18 protein-coding genes are annotated in these 18,008 nt (G+C 69.2%); 10 read left to right on the forward strand and 8 right to left on the reverse strand.

What is annotated here, in order from left to right:
- Positions 1-209: 209 nt before the first annotated feature.
- A complete protein-coding gene (locus tag ACGFNP_RS59215) occupies positions 210-518 on the forward strand; it encodes a UBP-type zinc finger domain-containing protein (RefSeq protein WP_393333701.1) in 309 nt (102 codons plus the stop codon).
- 40 nt (positions 519-558) lie between these two features.
- Positions 559-1,539: an acyl-CoA desaturase gene (locus tag ACGFNP_RS59220; protein ID WP_393333704.1), complete on the forward strand. Its 981-nt coding sequence runs from the start codon at positions 559-561 to the stop codon at positions 1,537-1,539.
- A 25-nt stretch (positions 1,540-1,564) separates the two neighbouring features.
- On the opposite strand, the gene ACGFNP_RS59225 is transcribed toward ACGFNP_RS59220, so the two are convergent.
- A complete protein-coding gene (locus tag ACGFNP_RS59225; RefSeq protein ID WP_358335403.1) occupies positions 1,565-2,191 on the reverse strand; it encodes a TetR/AcrR family transcriptional regulator in 627 nt (208 codons plus the stop codon).
- A 128-nt stretch (positions 2,192-2,319) separates the two neighbouring features.
- Between ACGFNP_RS59225 and ACGFNP_RS59230 the strand changes: the two genes are divergently transcribed.
- Positions 2,320-3,294, forward strand: a complete 975-nt coding sequence (locus ACGFNP_RS59230; RefSeq protein ID WP_393333707.1) for a Gfo/Idh/MocA family protein — start codon at positions 2,320-2,322, stop codon at positions 3,292-3,294.
- Between the two features lie 17 nt (positions 3,295-3,311).
- Here the strand turns inward: ACGFNP_RS59230 and ACGFNP_RS59235 are convergent, their stop codons facing one another.
- Together ACGFNP_RS59235 and ACGFNP_RS59240 are read right to left on the reverse strand one after the other, a co-directional pair.
- Positions 3,312-4,412 (reverse strand): hypothetical protein, encoded by a 1,101-nt coding sequence (locus ACGFNP_RS59235; RefSeq protein WP_393333710.1) that lies wholly within the window; start codon positions 4,410-4,412, stop codon positions 3,312-3,314.
- 5 nt (positions 4,413-4,417) lie between these two features.
- Positions 4,418-5,011, reverse strand: coding sequence for a hypothetical protein (locus ACGFNP_RS59240; RefSeq protein ID WP_358335411.1), 594 nt, complete (start codon positions 5,009-5,011; stop codon positions 4,418-4,420).
- A 343-nt stretch (positions 5,012-5,354) separates the two neighbouring features.
- Between ACGFNP_RS59240 and ACGFNP_RS59245 the strand changes: the two genes are divergently transcribed.
- The 3 genes from ACGFNP_RS59245 to ACGFNP_RS59255 all read left to right on the forward strand — a co-directional run bounded on the left by ACGFNP_RS59245 (position 5,355) and on the right by ACGFNP_RS59255 (position 8,495).
- Positions 5,355-5,906, forward strand: coding sequence for a hypothetical protein (locus ACGFNP_RS59245; protein WP_393333713.1), 552 nt, complete (start codon positions 5,355-5,357; stop codon positions 5,904-5,906).
- A 338-nt stretch (positions 5,907-6,244) separates the two neighbouring features.
- Positions 6,245-7,321, forward strand: a complete 1,077-nt coding sequence (locus tag ACGFNP_RS59250) for a virginiamycin B lyase (RefSeq protein ID WP_358335416.1) — start codon at positions 6,245-6,247, stop codon at positions 7,319-7,321.
- Positions 7,322-7,469: 148 nt separating this feature from the next.
- Positions 7,470-8,495, forward strand: a complete 1,026-nt coding sequence (locus ACGFNP_RS59255; protein ID WP_358335419.1) for a sulfotransferase — start codon at positions 7,470-7,472, stop codon at positions 8,493-8,495.
- Here the strand turns inward: ACGFNP_RS59255 and ACGFNP_RS59260 are convergent, their stop codons facing one another.
- The 5 genes from ACGFNP_RS59260 to ACGFNP_RS59280 form a co-directional block, all read right to left on the reverse strand.
- Positions 8,496-9,401: a hypothetical protein gene (locus ACGFNP_RS59260; protein ID WP_393333717.1), complete on the reverse strand. Its 906-nt coding sequence runs from the start codon at positions 9,399-9,401 to the stop codon at positions 8,496-8,498.
- 89 nt (positions 9,402-9,490) lie between these two features.
- A complete protein-coding gene (locus ACGFNP_RS59265; RefSeq protein ID WP_358335425.1) occupies positions 9,491-9,946 on the reverse strand; it encodes a thioesterase family protein in 456 nt (151 codons plus the stop codon).
- Entirely contained in the window at positions 9,939-10,901 is a 963-nt protein-coding gene (locus ACGFNP_RS59270; RefSeq protein ID WP_393333721.1) for a 3-hydroxyacyl-CoA dehydrogenase NAD-binding domain-containing protein, read from the reverse strand. Before ACGFNP_RS59270 ends, ACGFNP_RS59265 begins: the two co-directional genes overlap by 8 nt.
- On the reverse strand, positions 10,901-11,833 hold the full coding sequence (locus ACGFNP_RS59275) for a 3-keto-5-aminohexanoate cleavage protein (RefSeq protein ID WP_358335430.1): 933 nt from the start codon (positions 11,831-11,833) through the stop codon (positions 10,901-10,903). The genes ACGFNP_RS59270 and ACGFNP_RS59275 overlap by 1 nt, the downstream gene beginning before the upstream one ends.
- 64 nt (positions 11,834-11,897) lie before the next feature.
- Positions 11,898-12,683: an IclR family transcriptional regulator gene (locus ACGFNP_RS59280; RefSeq protein WP_358335433.1), complete on the reverse strand. Its 786-nt coding sequence runs from the start codon at positions 12,681-12,683 to the stop codon at positions 11,898-11,900.
- 284 nt (positions 12,684-12,967) lie between these two features.
- Here ACGFNP_RS59280 and ACGFNP_RS59285 point away from each other — a divergent pair, with 284 nt between their 5' ends.
- Genes ACGFNP_RS59285 through ACGFNP_RS59300 form a run of 4 tightly spaced genes read left to right on the forward strand, consistent with a single transcriptional unit; the run spans position 12,968 to position 18,006 of the window.
- The gene (locus tag ACGFNP_RS59285; protein ID WP_393333725.1) at positions 12,968-14,374 is read left to right on the forward strand and encodes an ABC transporter substrate-binding protein; all 1,407 of its coding nucleotides are present in this window, start codon (positions 12,968-12,970) and stop codon (positions 14,372-14,374) included.
- A complete protein-coding gene (locus ACGFNP_RS59290) occupies positions 14,358-15,353 on the forward strand; it encodes an ABC transporter permease (protein ID WP_393333728.1) in 996 nt (331 codons plus the stop codon). Before ACGFNP_RS59285 ends, ACGFNP_RS59290 begins: the two co-directional genes overlap by 17 nt.
- Positions 15,350-16,240 (forward strand): ABC transporter permease, encoded by an 891-nt coding sequence (locus ACGFNP_RS59295; RefSeq protein WP_358335441.1) that lies wholly within the window; start codon positions 15,350-15,352, stop codon positions 16,238-16,240. Before ACGFNP_RS59290 ends, ACGFNP_RS59295 begins: the two co-directional genes overlap by 4 nt.
- Positions 16,237-18,006 carry an ABC transporter ATP-binding protein gene (locus ACGFNP_RS59300; RefSeq protein ID WP_393333733.1) on the forward strand — a complete coding sequence of 590 codons (1,770 nt, stop codon included), beginning with the start codon at positions 16,237-16,239 and terminating at the stop codon, positions 18,004-18,006. The genes ACGFNP_RS59295 and ACGFNP_RS59300 overlap by 4 nt, the downstream gene beginning before the upstream one ends.
- Positions 18,007-18,008 lie beyond the last annotated feature (2 nt).

An 18,008-nucleotide genomic window follows, 5' to 3' on the forward strand; every position in this document is an offset into this window, starting at 1 on the left:
AAGCGCGGTCATTTGGGCCCTCTCGATACCATGGCGGAAGGCGCGACCGGGCAAGGCTCATCACGGCAGCCGACCACCGGCCGGAGTCGTTATCGCGGCCGGTGATAGGGCTTGCTCGCATTGGACGTTTCCGTCGGCTCGCCGAGCGCGTTGACTGATACGTGATCAGCCGACGCATCTCGCGTCATTCTCACCGTGAGGAGGCCGTGATGACCTTGGGCGCTGAAGACCTGGTAGTGACCGCACGTGCCACCCCGAATGGGCAGGCGCCGCGCTGTGACCACGCCGACGTCCTGGTCGCGGAGCAGGGGTTGCCCGAATGTACCGAATGTTTGATCCGCGGCTGGCCCTGGACGAGCCTGCTGGCCTGCCTGACCTGTGGATGGGTGGCCTGCTCCGACGACTCGCCTGGTGGCCACGCCAAGGCGCACTACCAGGAGACCGACCACCCGGTGTTCACCTCGCTGGAGCCGGGCGAGACCTGGCGATGGTGCTACGTGCACGGACGGACTGTATGAGCGAGAAGAGACGAGATTCATGACTATTTCCCAACAACCGGTGAGACACCGGCCGGAATACGACGGCGAATCACCATTCCCCGGCGCGGACCAGCATGCCCAGGCCGGCCGGGTCCAGATAGGGCTGACCGCGACGATCGTGGTTGTGCCGTTCATCGCGCTCGGTATCGCGATTCTCCTGGTCTGGGGCAACGGATTCGCGCTCACCGATCTGCTGCTGGCCGCGGTCTTCTACGTGGTGACCGGGCTCGGGGTGACGGTCGGGTTCCACCGGCTGCACACCCATGGGTCCTTCACCGCCCGGCCGTGGCTGCGGGTGCTCCTGGGGATCACCGGTTCGATGAGCTTCCAGGGCAACATCATCGACTGGGTGGCGGTCCATCGCCGCCATCACGCCTACACCGACCGGCCGGGCGATCCACACTCCCCTTACCGGTACGGCACCAGCCTGCGTGGGCAGCTGCGGGGGCTTGCCCACTCCCATCTCGGCTGGATGTTCACCAACGATGAGACGCCCGCCGCCCGGTACGCGCCCGACCTGCTGGACGACCCGGCGATGGTCAGGGTGGCGCGGGCCTTTCCCGCGCTGTGCGCGCTGTCGCTGGCGCTGCCGTTCCTGGCCGGCTGGGCGATCAGCGGAACCCTGTACGGCGCGCTGACCGCCTTCCTCTGGGCCGGGCTGGTCCGCGTCGCCCTGCTGCAGCACGTCACCTGGAGCGTCAATTCGCTCTGCCATGTGATCGGTAGCAGACCGTTCAAGACCCGCCGCCACGACCGTTCGACGAACCTGTGGCCGCTGGCCCTGCTGTCGTTCGGTGAGAGCTGGCACAACGGCCACCACAGCGAGCCCACCTCCGCCCGCCACGGCATGGAGCGCGGCCAGATCGACCCTTCGGCCGGCCTGATCCGCCTGTTCGAACGGCTGGGCTGGGCCACGGACGTGCACTGGCCCGACCGCGACCGCCTCGAACGCCGCCGCATCGGCCGCCCGCAACAAGCCCGCGCGCCGTCCGACGGCTGAGCGAGATCCGTGGCCGACCGGGAAGTCAGGGAGATGTCTCCGCGGGGCTCATCGGTGCCAGGCCGAGCATTCGGGCGGTGAGCCGGTGCAGGTGGACGCGGAAGCGCGCCACAGTCCTTTCACCCTCCGAGAAACCGCCGGGGGGTGAGGGCATCGTGGCGTAGCGCACGAAAATGATGGTGGTCCAGGCGATCGTTCGCACGCAGAGTTCCACATCGGAGTCAGAATCGATCAGGCCCGCCTCGGCGATTCTTTTGAATACGGTGAAAACACTGTTGACCAGCGGCTCGTTGTAGATCTGCTCCAGGTCGCGCAGATCGGCGGCGTCGCCCAGCCATCGGTGCATCAGCAGAGCGGAGATGTCGGGGTTGCTCAGGCAGAAGTCCAGGTATTCATCGATGAGCGCGTGGACGCTCGCCGCCGCCTGCGGCGCTCCCGACTCGTCGATACGAGAGAGCGCACCCTCCAAGAGCGCCTTCTGTTCCGTGTAACCGCGCCCCATCACCGCCAGATACAGCTCCCGTTTGGAACCCGCGAGTTCCATGACGGTGTCGATGTCCAGGTCGGCGGCCTCAGCGATCTGGACCATCGTTGTCGCGTCGTACCCGAGGGCCGCGAACAGTCGCGACGCGGCCGAGATGATCCTTTCCACGCCCCTCCTTTCCGGAACACGCGATTCGAGCCCCGGTACGCGTGGTCGGCTCTCCTTCCACTCCAACAGATCGGCTGCCAAGCTCCGGCAAAGCGACACGCCGGAAGGGGATCTGGCATCATGCGCTCATGCGAATCGGGACGCTCGGCGCAGCTCGGATCACCCCCACCGCGCTCATCAAGCCCGCCCGTGTCGTACCCGAGGTGGAGGTGGCCGCGGTCGCCGCCCGGGACCGGTCGCGGGCCGCGGGGTTCGCCGCCAAGCACGGCATCCCGCACGTCCACGACTCCTACGAGGAACTGGTCGCCGACCCCTCGCTGACCGCCGTCTACAACCCGCTGCCGAACGCGCTGCACGCCGAGTGGACCCTTAAGGCGATCGAGGCGGGCAAGCACGTGCTCTGCGAGAAGCCGTTCACCTCCAACGCCGCCGAGGCGCGGTCCGTCGCGGACGCCGCGGCGAGCTCCGGCGTGGTGGTCATGGAGGCGTTCCACTACCGCTACCACCCGCTGATGGAACGGGCTCTGGAGATCGTCGGCAGCCAACTCGGCGAGATCCGGCATGTCGAGACCTGGATGTGCTTTCCGCTGCCCAGGTTCTCCGACATCCGCTACTCGCTGAAGCTCGGCGGGGGCGCGCTCATGGACGCGGGCTGCTACGCGGTGCACTGCCTGCGGACGCTCGGGCCGGGCGAGCCCTCGGTCGTGGCCGCGGCGGCGCTCGTCCAGTCTCCGGGGGTCGATCGGGCGATGGCCGCCGACCTGCGCTTCCCCAGCGGTGCGACCGGGCGGCTGCACGCCTCCATGTGGTCGGGACAGTTGCTCAAGATCGCCGCGCGGGTCGAAGGCGAACGCGGGTCGCTGCACATCACCAACTTCGCCGCCCCGCAGTTCTTCCACCGGATGACCGTGACCGTCGACGGCGTGCGGCGCCGTGAGCGCGTCGCGGGCGACCCGACGTACACCTGCCAGCTCCGCGCCTTCGTGGCAGCGGTAGGCCAGGGCACCCCGCTGCTGACCCCACCGGCCGACTCCGTCGCCAACATGACGATCATCGACGACATCTACCGCAAGGCGGGACTCCCGCTGCGCGGCACCGTCTAGCCAGCGGCCTCCCGGGGCTACCTGGACAGGCGGCTTCGACGGCGCAGGGAGAAGCGCAGGGCGAGGACCAGAGTGGTCACGGCCGCCGCGGCGAGGCCGATGATGAGGACCCACGGCCAGGGCGAGTCGATCAGCGCCGGGATGCCCCAGCTGGCGGGCTTGCCGGGGAAGAGCAGCGTCGCGGTGACGGTGTGGTGGATCCGGCCGCTTTCCAGCAGGAGTTCGACCTTCCACGGGCCGTCGGGCAGCCGTTCGTCGAGCACGACGGCGACCGGCGCACTCGCGTTGACCGCCAGCGTGGTGCCCAGCTGGGCTGGGAACGGTCCGGCGCCTAGTCCGCCGGGCCCCTCGCTCAGCCGCATCTTCCCGCTGATGTCCAGGGCGCGCTGACCGGTGTTGTGCACCGTGGCCTGGACCACGGGCATGCCGTCGGCGGTGCGGCCGGGGGTCAGCCGGTCGATGCGGAAGTCCGATGGCGGGTCACCGCCGGGGCCGACGTCGAGATAGATCCTGATCCCGACCCGGTTGACCATCTGGACGCTGCGGGCGGAGCCGGACGCGGATGGGGAGGTCGCCTCGGCGAAGATGGCGCCGTACCGTTCCCCCTTGGTGGCGGACTGGGGAATGGTGATCGTGGCCTTGAGCGGGACATGACTGTGCGGCGGTACGACCAGCTCGGTGCGGTTGATGGACACCCACGAGCTCAGCTCGTTGGCGTCGCGCTCCGGCGTCGGCAGGAACTTGTGATCGCGGATCTCCGCCGCACCGGGATAGACCGAGATGTGCTGGGGACTGCCGGAGGTGTTCTCGATCTCGAAGCGCCGGGAGATCTTGGTGCCGGGGTTGATGTGGTCGACGATGTACAGGTAGGCGCGGGGGTCGTCGCGGCGGTTGGCGGAGGCTTCCAGCAGCTTGATGCCGATGACGCCGCGGGACGGGTCCGGATCGCCCGATCCGCCTTGTGCGAGAGCGGGGGCGCTGATCGCGCTGAGCAGCAGCGTCAGCGCTCCGATCGAGGAGAGCAGCCGCGAGGAGAGCAGCCGCGAGGAGAGCAGCCGCGAGGAGAGCAGCCGCGAGGAGAGCAGCCGCGAGGAGAGCAGCATGGTACGCAGAGCCACCGTGGTCAGGTCACCGTGTGCGTGATCGTGCCGGTGTACTGGCCTCCCACGTTGCTCAGGGCGGTTGCGATGGTGATCAGCGGATTCCACGTTGCCGAGTTGCTGCCGGTGCCACCCGAATGGCTGTAGGCGGTGCGCGAGGCGCTCAAGGCCTGTCCCGTCGCCGGAGGTGGCGCGGCACAGCCGGTCTGGCCGGCGGTGAAGGTGCCGTTGCCGCTTGTGGCGGTGGCGGTCCCCGAGCAGTAGGACACGCTGGCGTTGGTGATGGTCTCCCCGGGGTCGTCACCGCCGCCGGTGGTGAAGGACGACGAGGTCACGGACGTCGTCCAGGTGGGCGTGGCCGAGGCGCGCGCGTCGTTGACGGTGACCGCCCCCAGTTGCCCGGAGGCGTAGCCGCCCGGCGCCGCGTCGTTGGTCAGGTCGACCGTGCTGTTGGGCACGGTGATCTCCAGCGCACCCACGGTCACGTCGAAGGTGGTCGTGGTGTTGCACGCCGTGTTGTTGGCACAGGTGCCGGCTTCGGCCGGCATCCCGGTCAGCGCCCCCAGGGTCATTACCCCCGCCAATCCCACCAGGCTGGTCCTCAAAAGCGTTTTCATGCTGGTGAATTCCCCTTGAATTCGCAGACATCGAAAACCCCGGCCCGCTCCGGACCCAGGATGTGGGGACATTAACATGGAGCGAAAGCGACTCCTTTGCCGATAAGGTCAATCGCCCCACCAAAAAACGCCAAGCCTTCGAATACCGTGATTGACCTGGTCGCAGCCCCCGGTCTATGAGCTGTCCGCCAAAATGCTGCATAAGTGTTGGCAGCGAATTTACCGGCCACGAGGATTGCCCTATGAACGCGGCCCGCCATCCGCCGTTTAGACTGCCGACGACTTTTCGCTTGTCGAATCGGGCAGTCCAGTTCATGCAGGTTCATCGGAATCGAGGAGATACGTGCGGACATTCGCCTCGCTGATGGCGTCGATCGTCGTAAGCCTCGGGCTCGGCGCTCCCGCGGCCCCTGCGGCTGCCGCCGGTGTCATCGGTGCCGCGACGAACTCCACGTTCGCCTTGCACGCCAATACCCTCACGATCACCGTGCCTGCCTCGAGCAACCTGGGAAACGGCAGTCAGGGCAACACGCTCAGCGCCACCCTGGGCACGATCACCGTGGACGATGGCCGTAACGGGTCCATGACCTGGACAACGACGGTGACGTCCACCAACTTCACCACCGGCGGCGGGAGCGCAGGCGAGACGATCACCAAAGGCAACATCTCGTACTGGTCCGGCCCTGCCACCGGCCAATCGGGCGGTGGCTCCCGCTTCCCGGGGCAGCTCACCGCGGCGGACAAGGTTCCGCTGTCCTCGCCGGTGACCGCGTTCAGGGGGACCAAGTCGCCGCTCGCCACCAGCACCAGCTGGCAGCCGAAGCTTGTGATCAGCGTCCCGATCGCGGCCGTCTTGGGCCACTACACCGGCGTCATCACCCATACGGTCACCTGATCACCCGCTTCCCGTCATTCCCCACTGACCCGGCCGCCTGCTGTTTTGGTAACCCGGCCGGTGAATTGGCGGACTCATGACCGGCCACAAACGAAGTCAGCCGAGAAGGAATGGTGGCGCCGGGAGATATTGGGACGGCTGAGCCGGACCGGAGGGCCGGAATGTCCGGTGTATCGAGTATTCGGCGGCATTCGCAGCGGATATTCGAGCATTCCGGACATCACAGCGGCAAAATCCTCCCGGGTCCCTCTGCTCGTCCGTCCGATTTATTTCCGTTCTACCCGAAAGGGAATGTCATGCGTCGACGCTCCAGAATCCTCGGATATCCACTCGCCGTCATGGCCCTGCTCCTGGCGGCCCACATACCGGCCGCCGCATCCGCCGCCAAGCCACCCCAGCCCCCCGCGCCCCCACGCCCCTGGGTCAAGCTCTGCCTCAAGCTCAAGCAGCAGCCGCGCCACAAGCACATCCGATGCACCTTCCCGCCCCCCAATCCGCGCGGAAACGGCCCGATGCGCGTAGCCGACTCCCTGCGCACGCCGACGATCAACGAGAGCGCCGTACCGACCTACGGGGCGGTCCCTGTCGGAATCACCTCCGGGCCGGACGACAACCTGTGGTTCACCGAGAACTACGGCAACAAGATCGGGAAAGTCACCACGGGCGGCGTGTACACCGAATACAGCCTGCCCAACGCGGACTCTCAGCCCGGTCATATCACCACCGGCCCTGACGGCGCCCTGTGGTTCACCGAAGCGACGGGCAACAAGATCGGGCGCATCACCACCTCCGGGACGATCACCGAATACAGCCTGCCGACCAGCGGCGCCTATCCATGGGGCATCACCGTCGGCCCGGATGACAACCTGTGGTTCACCGAGACCAACGTCGACCAGGTCGGAAAGATCACCACGTCCGGGACGATCACCGAGTACGGCCTGCCGACCAGCGGCGCCTACCCCATGTTCATCACCACCGGCCCTGACGACAACGTGTGGTTCACCGAGCCACTCCTCGGCAGCCTCGCGAAGATCACCACCGGCGGAACGGTCACCGAGTACGCCGCTCCCAGCGGCGCGTTGCCCATAGGAATCACCACCGGGTCCGACGGCAACCTGTGGTACACCGACGCCCAAGGAAGGGTCGGCAAGGCCACCACCGGCGGCAGCTTCACCGACTACTCCCTCTCCGATCCCAACAGCTTCCCCTGGGGATTGACTCTCGGCCCGGACGACAACGTGTGGTTCGTCGAACAGAGCAGCAACAACGTCGCCAATGTCACCACAACCGGCACCATCAGCGAATACGGCCTCCCGACCAGCTACTCCGGCCCCATGCAGATCACCGTCGGATCCGACGACAACCTCTGGGTCACCGAGGATGCCGTCGACCAACTCGCCATCGTCACCCCCTGACCTGACCTGATCGGCAGCCGCGCCACCTGGCGTCGCGGCTGCCGATCCGTGCGTCCGTACACGGTGAGCATGCCCTGGCCAAACGCCTACTTGTAACGTCCTACATAATTGGTAGGAAATTAGAAGTTAGGAGTAGGGATTTGGAGGGATGACCGTGCACATGCCGAACTTCCTGGTCGTAGGCGTCCCCAAGGCGGGAACGACAGCCCTGCACGCCGCGCTCCAGCGGCATCCACAGCTCTTTCTGCCCCAGGTGAAGGAGCCCAAGTACTTCCTCACCGACGGCCCGCCGCCCACCAGGGGCGGGCCGGGCGACCTGAAGACGTACCGCGAGCATGTCTGGCGCCGCGCGGACTACGAGGCGCTGTTCGCTCCGGCGCCCGCGGGCACGCTGACCGGCGAGTGCACACCCTTCTACCTGTACGACCGCGACGCGCAACGCCGCATCAAGGCGGCCATCCCGGACGCCAGGCTCATCGTGATCGTGCGGGACCCGGTCGAACGCGCTCACTCCAACTGGACCCACCTGTGGTCGGCCGGGCTCGAACCGATCGGCGACGTGGTGCGCGCCTGCGAGGAGGAGGGCCGGCGGATCGCCGCCGGATGGGCGCACTTCTGGCACTACGTGGCACTCGGCCGGTACGGCGAGCAGCTCGCCGACCTGTACGAGCTGTTCCCGCGCGAGCAGGTGCTGGTCTTCCGCTACCGGGACCTCGTCGACCGGCCGGCCGACACGCTCGACCGGATCTGCGGGTTCCTCGGGGTGGAGCAGGGGCTGCTGACCGAGACGCCGAGGGAGAACGTCACGGCTCATCCCGACGCCAGTCCGCGGCACGCGCTGCTGTCCACGGCCCGGCGGCTCCTGCCCGGGGCCCTGGCCGATCCCGTCGAGCAGCTGCTCCAGCGGCGGGCCGCCCCTCGCCGCCCCCTGACCTGGGAGCAGCGGAGTCAGCTCATCCCGTACTTCACCGAAGACATCAAGCTCCTGCAGCGGGTCACCGGCGAGGACTTCGGTGACTGGCTCAGGCCCCGGGAGCGTTCGGGCGGCCTGGTCGGCGCGCGGCCGCCCGGCCAGCGGCAGTCCAGAAACGGCCGCCCGGCCCGCCTTGAGCAGCCGAGCCCTGAGCGCCCCAGCCCTGATCAGCTCAGCCCGCCCCGACCAGCCGAGCCCTGATCAGCGCAGTTCGGTGCGCAGTTCGTGGGCCCCGTCGGCGCGGGTGTACTCGTAGTAGAGCCGGATCCGGCCGTCCGGCAGGTCGACGATGTCGAGGTAACGCAGTCCGCCGCCCTGGTGCGGCGACATGGCCGCCGGGGTGGTCCCCAGCGGGGTCAGCTCGCCGGGGTCGGGGCCCTCGGCGATCCCGGTGCGCTCCTCGTAGTTCTCGGCCGCGCTGGCCCGGCCGTCGTAGAAGGCCAGCACCCGGTCGCCGTCGAAACGCACCGAGCTGATCCGTACGCCGCGTCCGTCCCACAGCCCCGGCCGCCCGCTCAGCGCCGTGCCCTGCCACGTCCACTCCAGGCCGTCGGCGCTGGTGGCGTAGTCGGTCACCATCCGGTCGGCCTCGTCGGAGTCGGCCAGCGGATGGCAGGAGGCCCACAGATGCCACTTCCCGTCCCGCCGTACGATCACCGGGTCCTTCACGCCGGTCTTGGGGTCGCCGGGCAGGACGGTGTCGCGTGAGCGCGGGTCGAACCCGGCGGGATCGTCGCTCTCCAGCACCTCCACCCGCCAGTGCTTGGTGCCCGGGGTGGCGCAGCTCAGGTAGAGGCGCCAGCGTCCTTCGTCCGTACGCACCAGGGCGGGCCGTTCCAGGGACTCGGCGGCCATCTCCTCGCGGGTGATGGTCGTCAGGGTCTCGAACCGCTCACCGTCGACCGAACGGGCGACGACCACCGCGTACCCGCGGCCCTGTCCCACCGGACGCCGCAGCCGATAGGCGAGATAGATCAGCCCGTCGGCCGCGACCGCGCTGGGCCCGCCCGCCCAGTGCCCCTCGCTCGCGATCGGTGGCAGGACCGCGACCGTCGCGCGGTCAGGATCGGGGAGCAGGGCTGCGTGAACGTCCATGTCGGTCGGCATGGAGTCGAGGCTAGGCCACGGCGTGGAGCTGGACACGGATGCTCACCTTCCCTTTGCATTCCCTTATTCCTACCTAAATAGTCTGAATACTACACGGCCCGACGAGAGAGCGGTTCGTGGGTGGCGAACACGGCGGTCACGAGCTCCTGCCGGTCCGGCGGCATCGGTTCGACGCGCCCGCTGAGCTGGTTGACGTGCAGGTAGACGAATTCGCCCGTGGCGATCTCCTCGTCGCCGCCGTTGCGCAGGCTGTGGCGCATCCGCAGACGCTTGGGAGCGGCTTCGACGAGGAGCGTCAGCACGCGGACCGTCTCGCCGGCGCGGGCCTCCTTCAGGTAGCGCAGGTGCGACTCGACGGTGTAGGTCGTGCATCCGGTTGATTCCTGGTACTTCGCGCCGAGGCCGAGCGCGTCGAGGAGCGCCTCGCTCGCCCGGCCGCACACGAGCGCGTAGTACGCGTCGTTCATGTGGCCGTTGTAGTCGACCCAGTCGGCCAGGACCCGCGTGCTGTAGGCGGCGAACGGCGCCTGCCGAAGGTCAGGCACGGCCCCACCGCTCGGCGTGGCGTTCCAGGAGGAGCAGCAGGTCGACCAGGAAGTCGTCCCGCTCCCGTTCGAGCTGCTCGATCGATCGGCCGGCGGCCTCGGCCGCGCACCCCGACACCATCTGGTCACGCAGCGACGGGGTGAGCGGCGGCGCCTGGAGCCGGGTCCACGGTTCCAGCAGCGCGGGCCCGAAATGGTCGAGCATGTGGGACATGCCGCCGGGGCCGCCCGCGAGATGGAAGGTGAGGCAGGGGCCCATCAGCGCCCAGCGGAGTCCGGGCCCGTACGCGATGGAGGCGTCGAGCTGGTCCACGGTCGCCTCCCCCGCAGCGACCATGTGGAGAGCCTCGCGCCACAGCGCCTCCTGCAGCCGGTTGCCAATGAAGCCGGGCAGTTCGCGGTCCATCTTCAGCGAGACCTTGCCCGCGACACAGTAGAACCGGTCCGCCCAGTCGACCGCGGCGGCCGAGGTCGCCTTGCCGCCGACGACCTCCACGAGGGGGATCAGGTACGGCGGGTTGAACGGGTGGCCGACGACGAAGCGGTCAGGGGTACGGCAGCCGGACTGCATGTCGGTCATGGCGAAGCCGGACGTGCTCGACGCGACGACGACCCCCGGCGGGGCCGCCGCGTCGATGTCGGCGAGGACGCGGACCTTCGCGTCGAGGTTCTCCGGCGTCGACTCCTGCACGAAGCCGGCACCGGAGACGGCCTCATCCAGAGACCCGGTGAAGCGCAGGCGGTCGCGGCTCGCGCCGGCGGCCAGGCCGAGCCGCTCCAGCGTCGGCCACGCGTTGTCGACCAGGGCGGTCAGCCGCTCCTCCGCCTGGGGGCCGGGGTCGAACGCGACGACGTCATACCCCATGCGCAGGAAGTGGGCCGCCCACCCGCCGCCGATGACACCGGTGCCCACGACCGCGACGACGGTCACGGACTCGGGAGCCGCGAAGCCCATCAGAAGGCCACCTGGTCCAGGCCCTTGAGGTCGAGGATCTGGCGGGTCTCCGCCGGGGTCGCCACTTCCAGGGACAGCTCCTCCAGGATCCGGCGGAGCTTGCGCACCTGCTCGGCGTTGGACGGCGCCAGCCGTCCCTTGCCGAGGTAGAGGCCGTCTTCGAGGCCCACCCGCACGTGCCCGCCCATGACGGCCGCCACCGTGACCATGTTGAACTGGTGGCGCCCTCCGCCCAGCACGGACCACTCGTACGTGTCGCCGAGCAGGCGGTCGGCGGTCCGCTTCATGTGGACGAGATGATCGACGTCGGCGCCGATGCCCCCCATCACACCCATGATCGTCTGGAGGAAGATGGGCGGCTTCACCAGGCCGAGCTCCAGATAGTAGGCCAGCGTGTAGAGGTGACCCACGTCATAGGCCTCGTACTCGAACCTGGCCCCGGTCTCCGGGCCGACCGTGCGGAGCATGTGCTCGATGTCGGCGTACGTGCTCACGAACGGCTCGCTGCGGGTGCTTTCGAGGTAGGGCTCCTCCCAGTCGAACCGCCACTGGCCGCGGTGCTTGTCGATCATCGGGAAGCCGCCGTAGTTCATGGTGCCCAGGTTGAGCGTGCACAGCTCGGGCCGCGCCACCTCGATGACCTCAAGGCGCTGCTCGACGGTCATCCCGGTGCCGCCGCCGGTGGTGATGCTCACGACGGCGTCGGTAGCCGCCTTGATGGGCTTCAGGTACTCCATGAAGACCGCCGGATCGGGCGTCGGCCGGCCGTCTCTGGGATCGCGGGCGTGCAGGTGGATGACCGAGGCGCCCGCCTCCACGGCGGCCACCGAGTCGGCGACGATGTCCTCGACGGTGAACGGCAGGTGCGGTGACATCGTCGGCGTGTGACCGGACCCCGTCACGGCACAGGTGAGGATGACCTTGCGAGACATTGGCTTGTCCCTTCGCTCATATAACGAACGGTCATCTCACAATCTGCAATGAGAACCCGGTCTGTCAAGCCCTCGCCGTCGCCTCCGCGATGTCGGCGGCGGCCTCGCACGCCAGAGCGCCGAGCGCGGCGAACCGGTCCTCCGGCACCCGGTCCTTCGGACCCCAGATGCTGATCACGGCGACGGGGCGCTCGTGCTCGTCGAGCACCGGGGCGGACACGCCGTACAGATTCGGCTCCATCTCACCGACGCACACGCCATAGCCGCGCTCCTTCGTGAGCGCCAGCTCCGAGCGCAGCCGCACCTGATCGGTGACCGTCGTGTCGGTGTACGCCGTGAGCGGCCCCGCGAGCAGCGACTCGACGTCGGCCGCCGGCAGCCAGGCCAGCAACGCCTTGCCGGTGGATGTGGCGTGCAGCGGGACCTGGCGGCCCAGCCACTTGGCGCTGAGCACGACGGGCGGGGTGACCTCGTCGACGTAGGTCAGCCCGAGAGGGCGGGCGACCGCGAGGTTGGCGGTCTCGCCGGTCTGCCGGGAGACGCGCTCCACCACGCCGTGGGCGCGCCGGACCAGGCCGTCGACGCCAGCCGCCGTGGCCAGCCGGGCGACGGCGAACCCGATCGCGTACCGGCTGGTGTGCGGGTCGCGCTCGACCATCGAGTGCCGCTCCATCGTGGCGAGCAGCCGCCACGCGGTCGCGCGGTTGAGGCCGCACCGGGCGGCGAGGTTCGCCACGGTCTCGCCTTGCGGCGAACTGTCCGCCACGGCGTTCAGCAGCGCGATCGCCCGCTCCAGCGACTGCACCCTGCCGGACGGCGCTCCATCGTGCTCCTGGCCGGTGTCCGTCATCGTGGCCTCACATTCTGGACTCTTGACCTGTTCGCATGGCGCATCTATTGTCACGCCATTCGAGCATTGATTGCACGATAAGAGCAACGGGACATGATCGCGAGGTCCAAGTTGTGATGAGCACTCGGAATCAGGGCCAGACAAGGCGGGAGATTCTCCGCAACAGTGCCCTGCTCAGCGCAGGAATCGTATCCGGAGGACTTCTCGCCGCCTGCGGCGACAACACCGGAGCCACCCGGCAACCGTCTGCCTCAACCGCTCCCGTGAGAGGCGGCGTCCTGCGTGTGGGCGCCACGGGGGGCAGCGCCAAGGACTCGGTGGATCCGCACAACCCCGTCACGTACCCCGACCAGGCGCGGGTGCTGAACCTCTATGAGCCGCTGTTCACCCGCAGCCCGGCGTACGAGATCCAGCCGCTGGTGGGCGAGAGCCTGGAGACGTCGAAGGACGGGCAGGTCTGGACGCTCCGTCTGCGAGAGGGCGTCCGGTTCCACAACGGCAAGACCGTGGACGCCGACGACGTCATTTTCTCCCTGAGACGGATCATCGACCCGAAGGATCCGGGCTCCGGGGCATCGGGCCTGGCGATGATCGATCCGGCCGAGCTCAAGAAGATCGATGCGCGGACCGTCCAGATCGGGCTGAAGTACCCCTACGCCCTGCTCAAGGACCAGCTCGCGCAGTACGCGCTCGGCATCGTGCCGGTCGGCTTCGACGTACGCAAGCCGATCGGCACCGGACCGTTCGCCTTCGAGTCCTTCCAGCCCGGCGAGCAGAGCTCGTTCAAGCGGTTCGACGACTACTGGGGGGAGAAGGCCTACGCCGACCGGCTCGTCATCATCGACTTCCCGGACGACAACGCCAAGGTCAACGCGCTGCTCAGCGGCCAGGTGGAGGCGATCGACAACCTGCCCCTGTCACAGATCGACGTGGTGAAGGCGGCGGGCGCGCAGGTCCTGATCTCCGAGACCGGCTCGTGGACCCCCTTCACCATGCGGGTGGACGCGGCGCCGTTCAACGACGTACGGGTACGGCAGGCGTTCCGCCTGGCCGTCGACCGTCCGCAACTGATCGCCCAGGCGCTCAACGGCCAGGGCCGGATCGCCAACGACCTGTACGCGCCGTTCGACCCGGCCTACGCGGCCGAGCTGCCGCAGCGCCATCAGGATCTCGACCAGGCGAAGTCCCTGCTGAAGGCGGCCGGTCACGCCGATCTCAGGATCGAGCTGGTCACCTCCACCGGCATCGGCTCCGGCGCCGTCGACGCCGCCGAGCTGTTCGCCGGGCAGGCGCGAGGGGCCGGGATCACCGTCGAGGTCCGCAAGGTCGACTCCTCGACCTTCTACGGTGACCAGTACCTCGGCTGGACCTTCGCCCAGGACTTCTGGTTCACCCGCGGTTACCTGCCGCAGGTCGCCGACGGCTCGCTGCCGGGATCGCCGTACAACGAGACCCACTGGGCCGACAAGACGTTCATCTCGCTGATCAAACGAGCCGGCCGCGAACTCGACGATGCCAAGCGCACGGACCTGCTCAAACAGGCGCAGAAGATCGAGTACGACAGCGGCGGCCACATCATCTGGGGTTTCAGGAACCAGGTGGACGCGTACTCGAGCAAGGTCACGGGGTTCGTCCCGGACAAGAACCTCCCCCTGTCCAACTACCAGTTCCGTCGTGTCTCGATCGGCTGAGGCGGCCGGCCGGGCCCCCGCCTGGGGCTGGGTGGCCTGGCTGGCGCGCCGCCTCGCGCTCGCCGCCATCACGCTCTGGCTGATCTCCGTCCTGGTGTTCGTGACCACCCAGGCTCTGGGCGACCCCGCCAGGGCCATCCTCGGCCGCTCGGCGACCCCGGATCGCCTCGCGGCGCTGCGCGAGCGGCTGCGTCTCGGCCAGCCGCCGGTCGAGCGGTACCTGTCCTGGCTGGGCGATCTGCTGCACGGGAACCTCGGCACGTCCCTGGCCGCGCAGGAGCCGGTGAGCACGCTCATCGGCACCCGGGTGGTCAACAGCGCGGTCCTCGTGGCCGTCTCGGCGGTGCTGATCATCCCGCTCGCCTTCCTGCTCGCGCTCGTGGCGGCGCGACGTCACGACCGGGCGGCCGACCACGCCGTCCAGGTGGTCATGCTCGCCGTCGCGGCGTTGCCGGAGTTCGTGATCGGCATCCTGCTCGTCGCGCTGTTCTCGACCACGGTGTTCCGCTGGCTGCCCTCGGTGTCGATGTCGGTGCCGGGCGCGCCGCCGTGGGCCGACCCGGCGGCGATGATCCTGCCCGTGGCCACGCTGATGCTGGCCGTGGTGCCGTACATCAGCCGCATCCTGCGAGCCTCGCTCATCGAGGTCCTCGAAAGCGACTACGTGGAGATGGCCAGGCTCAAAGGCGTGCCCGAGCGGCTGGCGGTGCGCCGCCACGCGCTGTCCAACGCGATCGTGCCCGGTATCCAGGTGACCGCGCTCCAACTGGCCTGGCTGGCCGGTGGCGTGGTCGTCGTCGAATACCTCTTCCAATACCCGGGGATGGGCGTGAGCCTGGTCGACGCGGTGCGTAACCGGGATATCCCCGTCATCCAGGCGCTGGCCCTGCTGATCGCCGCGATCTACGTCGTGGTGAACCTGATCGCCGACGCCCTGACGATCCTGGTCACGCCGCGGCTGAGGACGGCGATCCGATGAGCGAGCGGAGTGAACGCATCGGCGTCGGCGGCCGGTCGGCCGCGATGCCGTCGCGGCCACGCGCGTTCCGGGCCTCGCTGAGGACGTCACGCATGTGGGCCGGGCTTCTCCTCACCGTGGTCGTGGCCGCCACCGCCCTGGCCGGTCCGCTGGTCGCGCCGCACGATCCGACCGCGATCGTCGGCCGGCCGTACGCGCCGCCCGGCGGGGTGGCCCTGCTCGGCGCCGACTACCTCGGCCAGGACGTGTGGACGCGCTTCCTGTACGGCGGGCGGTCCATCCTGCTCACCTCGGCCCTGGCCACGCTGCTCGGCATGGTGCTCGGCGTCGTCATCGGCCTGGTCGCCGGATACGCCCGAGGCTGGGTGGACGAGGTGATCATGCGCCTGAACGACGTGGTGCTCGCCTTCCCCCAGATCGTGCTCGCCCTCGTGCTCCTCGCGACGGTGGGTCCCGAGCCGTGGCTCGTCGTCCTGGTCGTCGGGGTCTCGCACGCCCCCCGCGTCGCCCGGCTGGCCCGGGGCATGGCCACGACCCTGGCCACCCGCGAGTTCGTCCAGTCGGCCGAGGCGCTCGGCGAGCGGCGTACCCGCATCCTGTTCTCCGAGTTGCTGCCCAACATGTCCGGCCCGCTCCTGGCCGAGGCGGGCCTGCGGCTGACCTACTCGATCGGGCTGGTGGCCTCGATCGGTTTCCTCGGTTTCGTGTCGGACCCTCGGGCGGTGGACTGGGGCATGATGATCAACCAGAACCGGCTGGCCCTGCTGGTACAACCATGGGCGATCCTCGCCCCGACGATCGCGATCGCGGTGCTGACCATCGGGACCAACCTCATCGCCGACGGCATCGCGGGAAACAGCACGCGCGCCCCAGGAGCGCGGTCATGACCGCCGCCCGCTGCTCGGTCGTCGCCCTCCGCGTCGAGCTGGACCACGGCGGCCCGGACGTGGTGGACGGGATCCACTTCGACGTCCGACCCGGCGAGGTGCTGGCGCTGGTCGGCGAGTCGGGCAGCGGAAAGACCACCGTCGGTACGGCGCTGCTCGCGCACACCCGCAAAGGGGCGCACATCGCCGCGGGCGCCGCCGAGATCGACGGCGTCGACATGCTGAGCCCGCCGCGCCGGGCCGCTCGCGACCGGCGCGGCTCCGTCGTCGCCTACGTCCCCCAGGATCCCGCGGCCTCGCTCAACCCGGTGTTGCGGATCGGGTTCCAGATCCGCGAGGTCCTCGACGTGCACGGCGTGGGCCGCCGTGCCGACCGGATGGCCCGCGTCCGTGAGGTGCTCGAGGACGTGGCGCTGCCCACGTCCGGCGAGTTCCTGCGCCGCTACCCGCACCAGCTGTCCGGTGGTCAGCTCCAGCGGGTGGCCATCGCCATGGCCTTCGCGCCGCGGCCCAAGGTGCTCGTGCTCGACGAACCGACCACCGGCCTGGACGTGACCACCCAGGCCCACGTACTGGCCACGGTGCGGGACCTCTGCGAGCGCCATGGAGTCGCGGCGGTGTACGTCACCCATGACCTGGCGGTCGTCGCGGAGCTGGCCCATCGCGTCGCGGTGATGTACGCGGGCCAGATCGTCGAGATCGGCCCCAAGGCGGAGGTCTTCGCCAACCCCTCCCACCCCTACACGCGGGCGCTGCTGGCCGCGATTCCCAGCGTCACCGAGGGGCGCACGCTCGCCGGGATCCCTGGCCGCGCCCCCGCTCCCGGAGGACGGCCGACGGCCTGCCGCTTCCACGACAGGTGCGCGATGGCCATCGCGGAGTGCACGCGGGCCGAGCCTCCCATGACGGAGATGGGCCACGGGCATCAGTCGCGCTGCCTGCGGGCGGAGCACGTACGGGCCCAACCCCTGCCGGTCAGCCCGGCGGCACCGGGACGGCCCGCGGCGGCGGAGACGGTCCTCGACGTCCGCGAACTCCGCGCGCACCACGGCCGGACACCGGTGCTGCACGCGGTGGAACTGCGGGTCGGCCGGGACGAATGCGTCGCCGTCGTGGGGGAGTCCGGCAGCGGCAAGACCACGCTGTCGCGCTGCCTGGCCGGGCTGCACGGCGAATGGACGGGATCCATCACGTTCGAAGGCGAGCCGGTGCCCCCGGTCGCCCGCCGCCGCACCCGGGAGCTGCGCAAGGCGATCCAGTACGTCTTCCAGAATCCGTACCTGTCGCTGAACCCGCGCATGAGCGTGGGGGAGATCATCCGCAGACCTCTGCACCTGTTCGGCCTCGCGCGGGGGAGGGAGGCGGAGCGGCGGGTGCTCGACCTGCTCGACCAGGTGGCGCTCGCTCCCTCGGCCTACCACGTCTTCCCCGACCGGCTGTCCGGCGGGGAGCGGCAACGCGTGGCGATCGCCCGTGCGCTGGCCTGCGAGCCGGACCTGCTCATCTGCGACGAGGTCACCTCGGCCCTCGACGTCTCCGTCCAGGCGTCGATCGTGACGCTGCTCGACGAGATCCGCCGGACCCGTGGGCTGTCGATGCTGTTCGTGACCCACAACCTGGCCCTCGCCCGGTCCATCGCGTCGCGGACGGTGGTGCTCCACGGCGGCCGGGTCGTGGAGGCGGGCCCTACCGGGCAGCTGCTCGACCATCCCGTCGAGCCGTACACCCGCGCCCTCCTCCGCGACACGCCCCGGCTGAAGGTGTGATG

This window comes from Nonomuraea sp. NPDC049269, assembly GCF_043197155.1.
Taxonomy (GTDB): Bacteria; Actinomycetota; Actinomycetes; order Streptosporangiales; family Streptosporangiaceae; genus Nonomuraea.

Excerpts from the sequence above, each read along its gene's own strand:
- ACGFNP_RS59215 (WP_393333701.1), top strand. The coding sequence starts at position 210 with ATGACCTTGGGCGCTGAAGACCTGGTAGTGACCGCACGTGCCACCCCG.
- ACGFNP_RS59230 (WP_393333707.1), top strand. The coding sequence starts at position 2,320 with ATGCGAATCGGGACGCTCGGCGCAGCTCGGATCACCCCCACCGCGCTC.
- ACGFNP_RS59240 (WP_358335411.1), bottom strand. The coding sequence starts at position 5,011 with ATGAAAACGCTTTTGAGGACCAGCCTGGTGGGATTGGCGGGGGTAATG.
- ACGFNP_RS59250 (WP_358335416.1), top strand. The coding sequence starts at position 6,245 with ATGGCCCTGCTCCTGGCGGCCCACATACCGGCCGCCGCATCCGCCGCC.
- ACGFNP_RS59255 (WP_358335419.1), top strand. The coding sequence starts at position 7,470 with ATGACCGTGCACATGCCGAACTTCCTGGTCGTAGGCGTCCCCAAGGCG.
- ACGFNP_RS59260 (WP_393333717.1), bottom strand. The coding sequence starts at position 9,401 with ATGCCGACCGACATGGACGTTCACGCAGCCCTGCTCCCCGATCCTGAC.
- ACGFNP_RS59270 (WP_393333721.1), bottom strand. The coding sequence starts at position 10,901 with ATGGGCTTCGCGGCTCCCGAGTCCGTGACCGTCGTCGCGGTCGTGGGC.
- ACGFNP_RS59275 (WP_358335430.1), bottom strand. The coding sequence starts at position 11,833 with ATGTCTCGCAAGGTCATCCTCACCTGTGCCGTGACGGGGTCCGGTCAC.
- ACGFNP_RS59280 (WP_358335433.1), bottom strand. The coding sequence starts at position 12,683 with ATGACGGACACCGGCCAGGAGCACGATGGAGCGCCGTCCGGCAGGGTG.
- ACGFNP_RS59295 (WP_358335441.1), top strand. The coding sequence starts at position 15,350 with ATGAGCGAGCGGAGTGAACGCATCGGCGTCGGCGGCCGGTCGGCCGCG.
- ACGFNP_RS59300 (WP_393333733.1), top strand. The coding sequence starts at position 16,237 with ATGACCGCCGCCCGCTGCTCGGTCGTCGCCCTCCGCGTCGAGCTGGAC.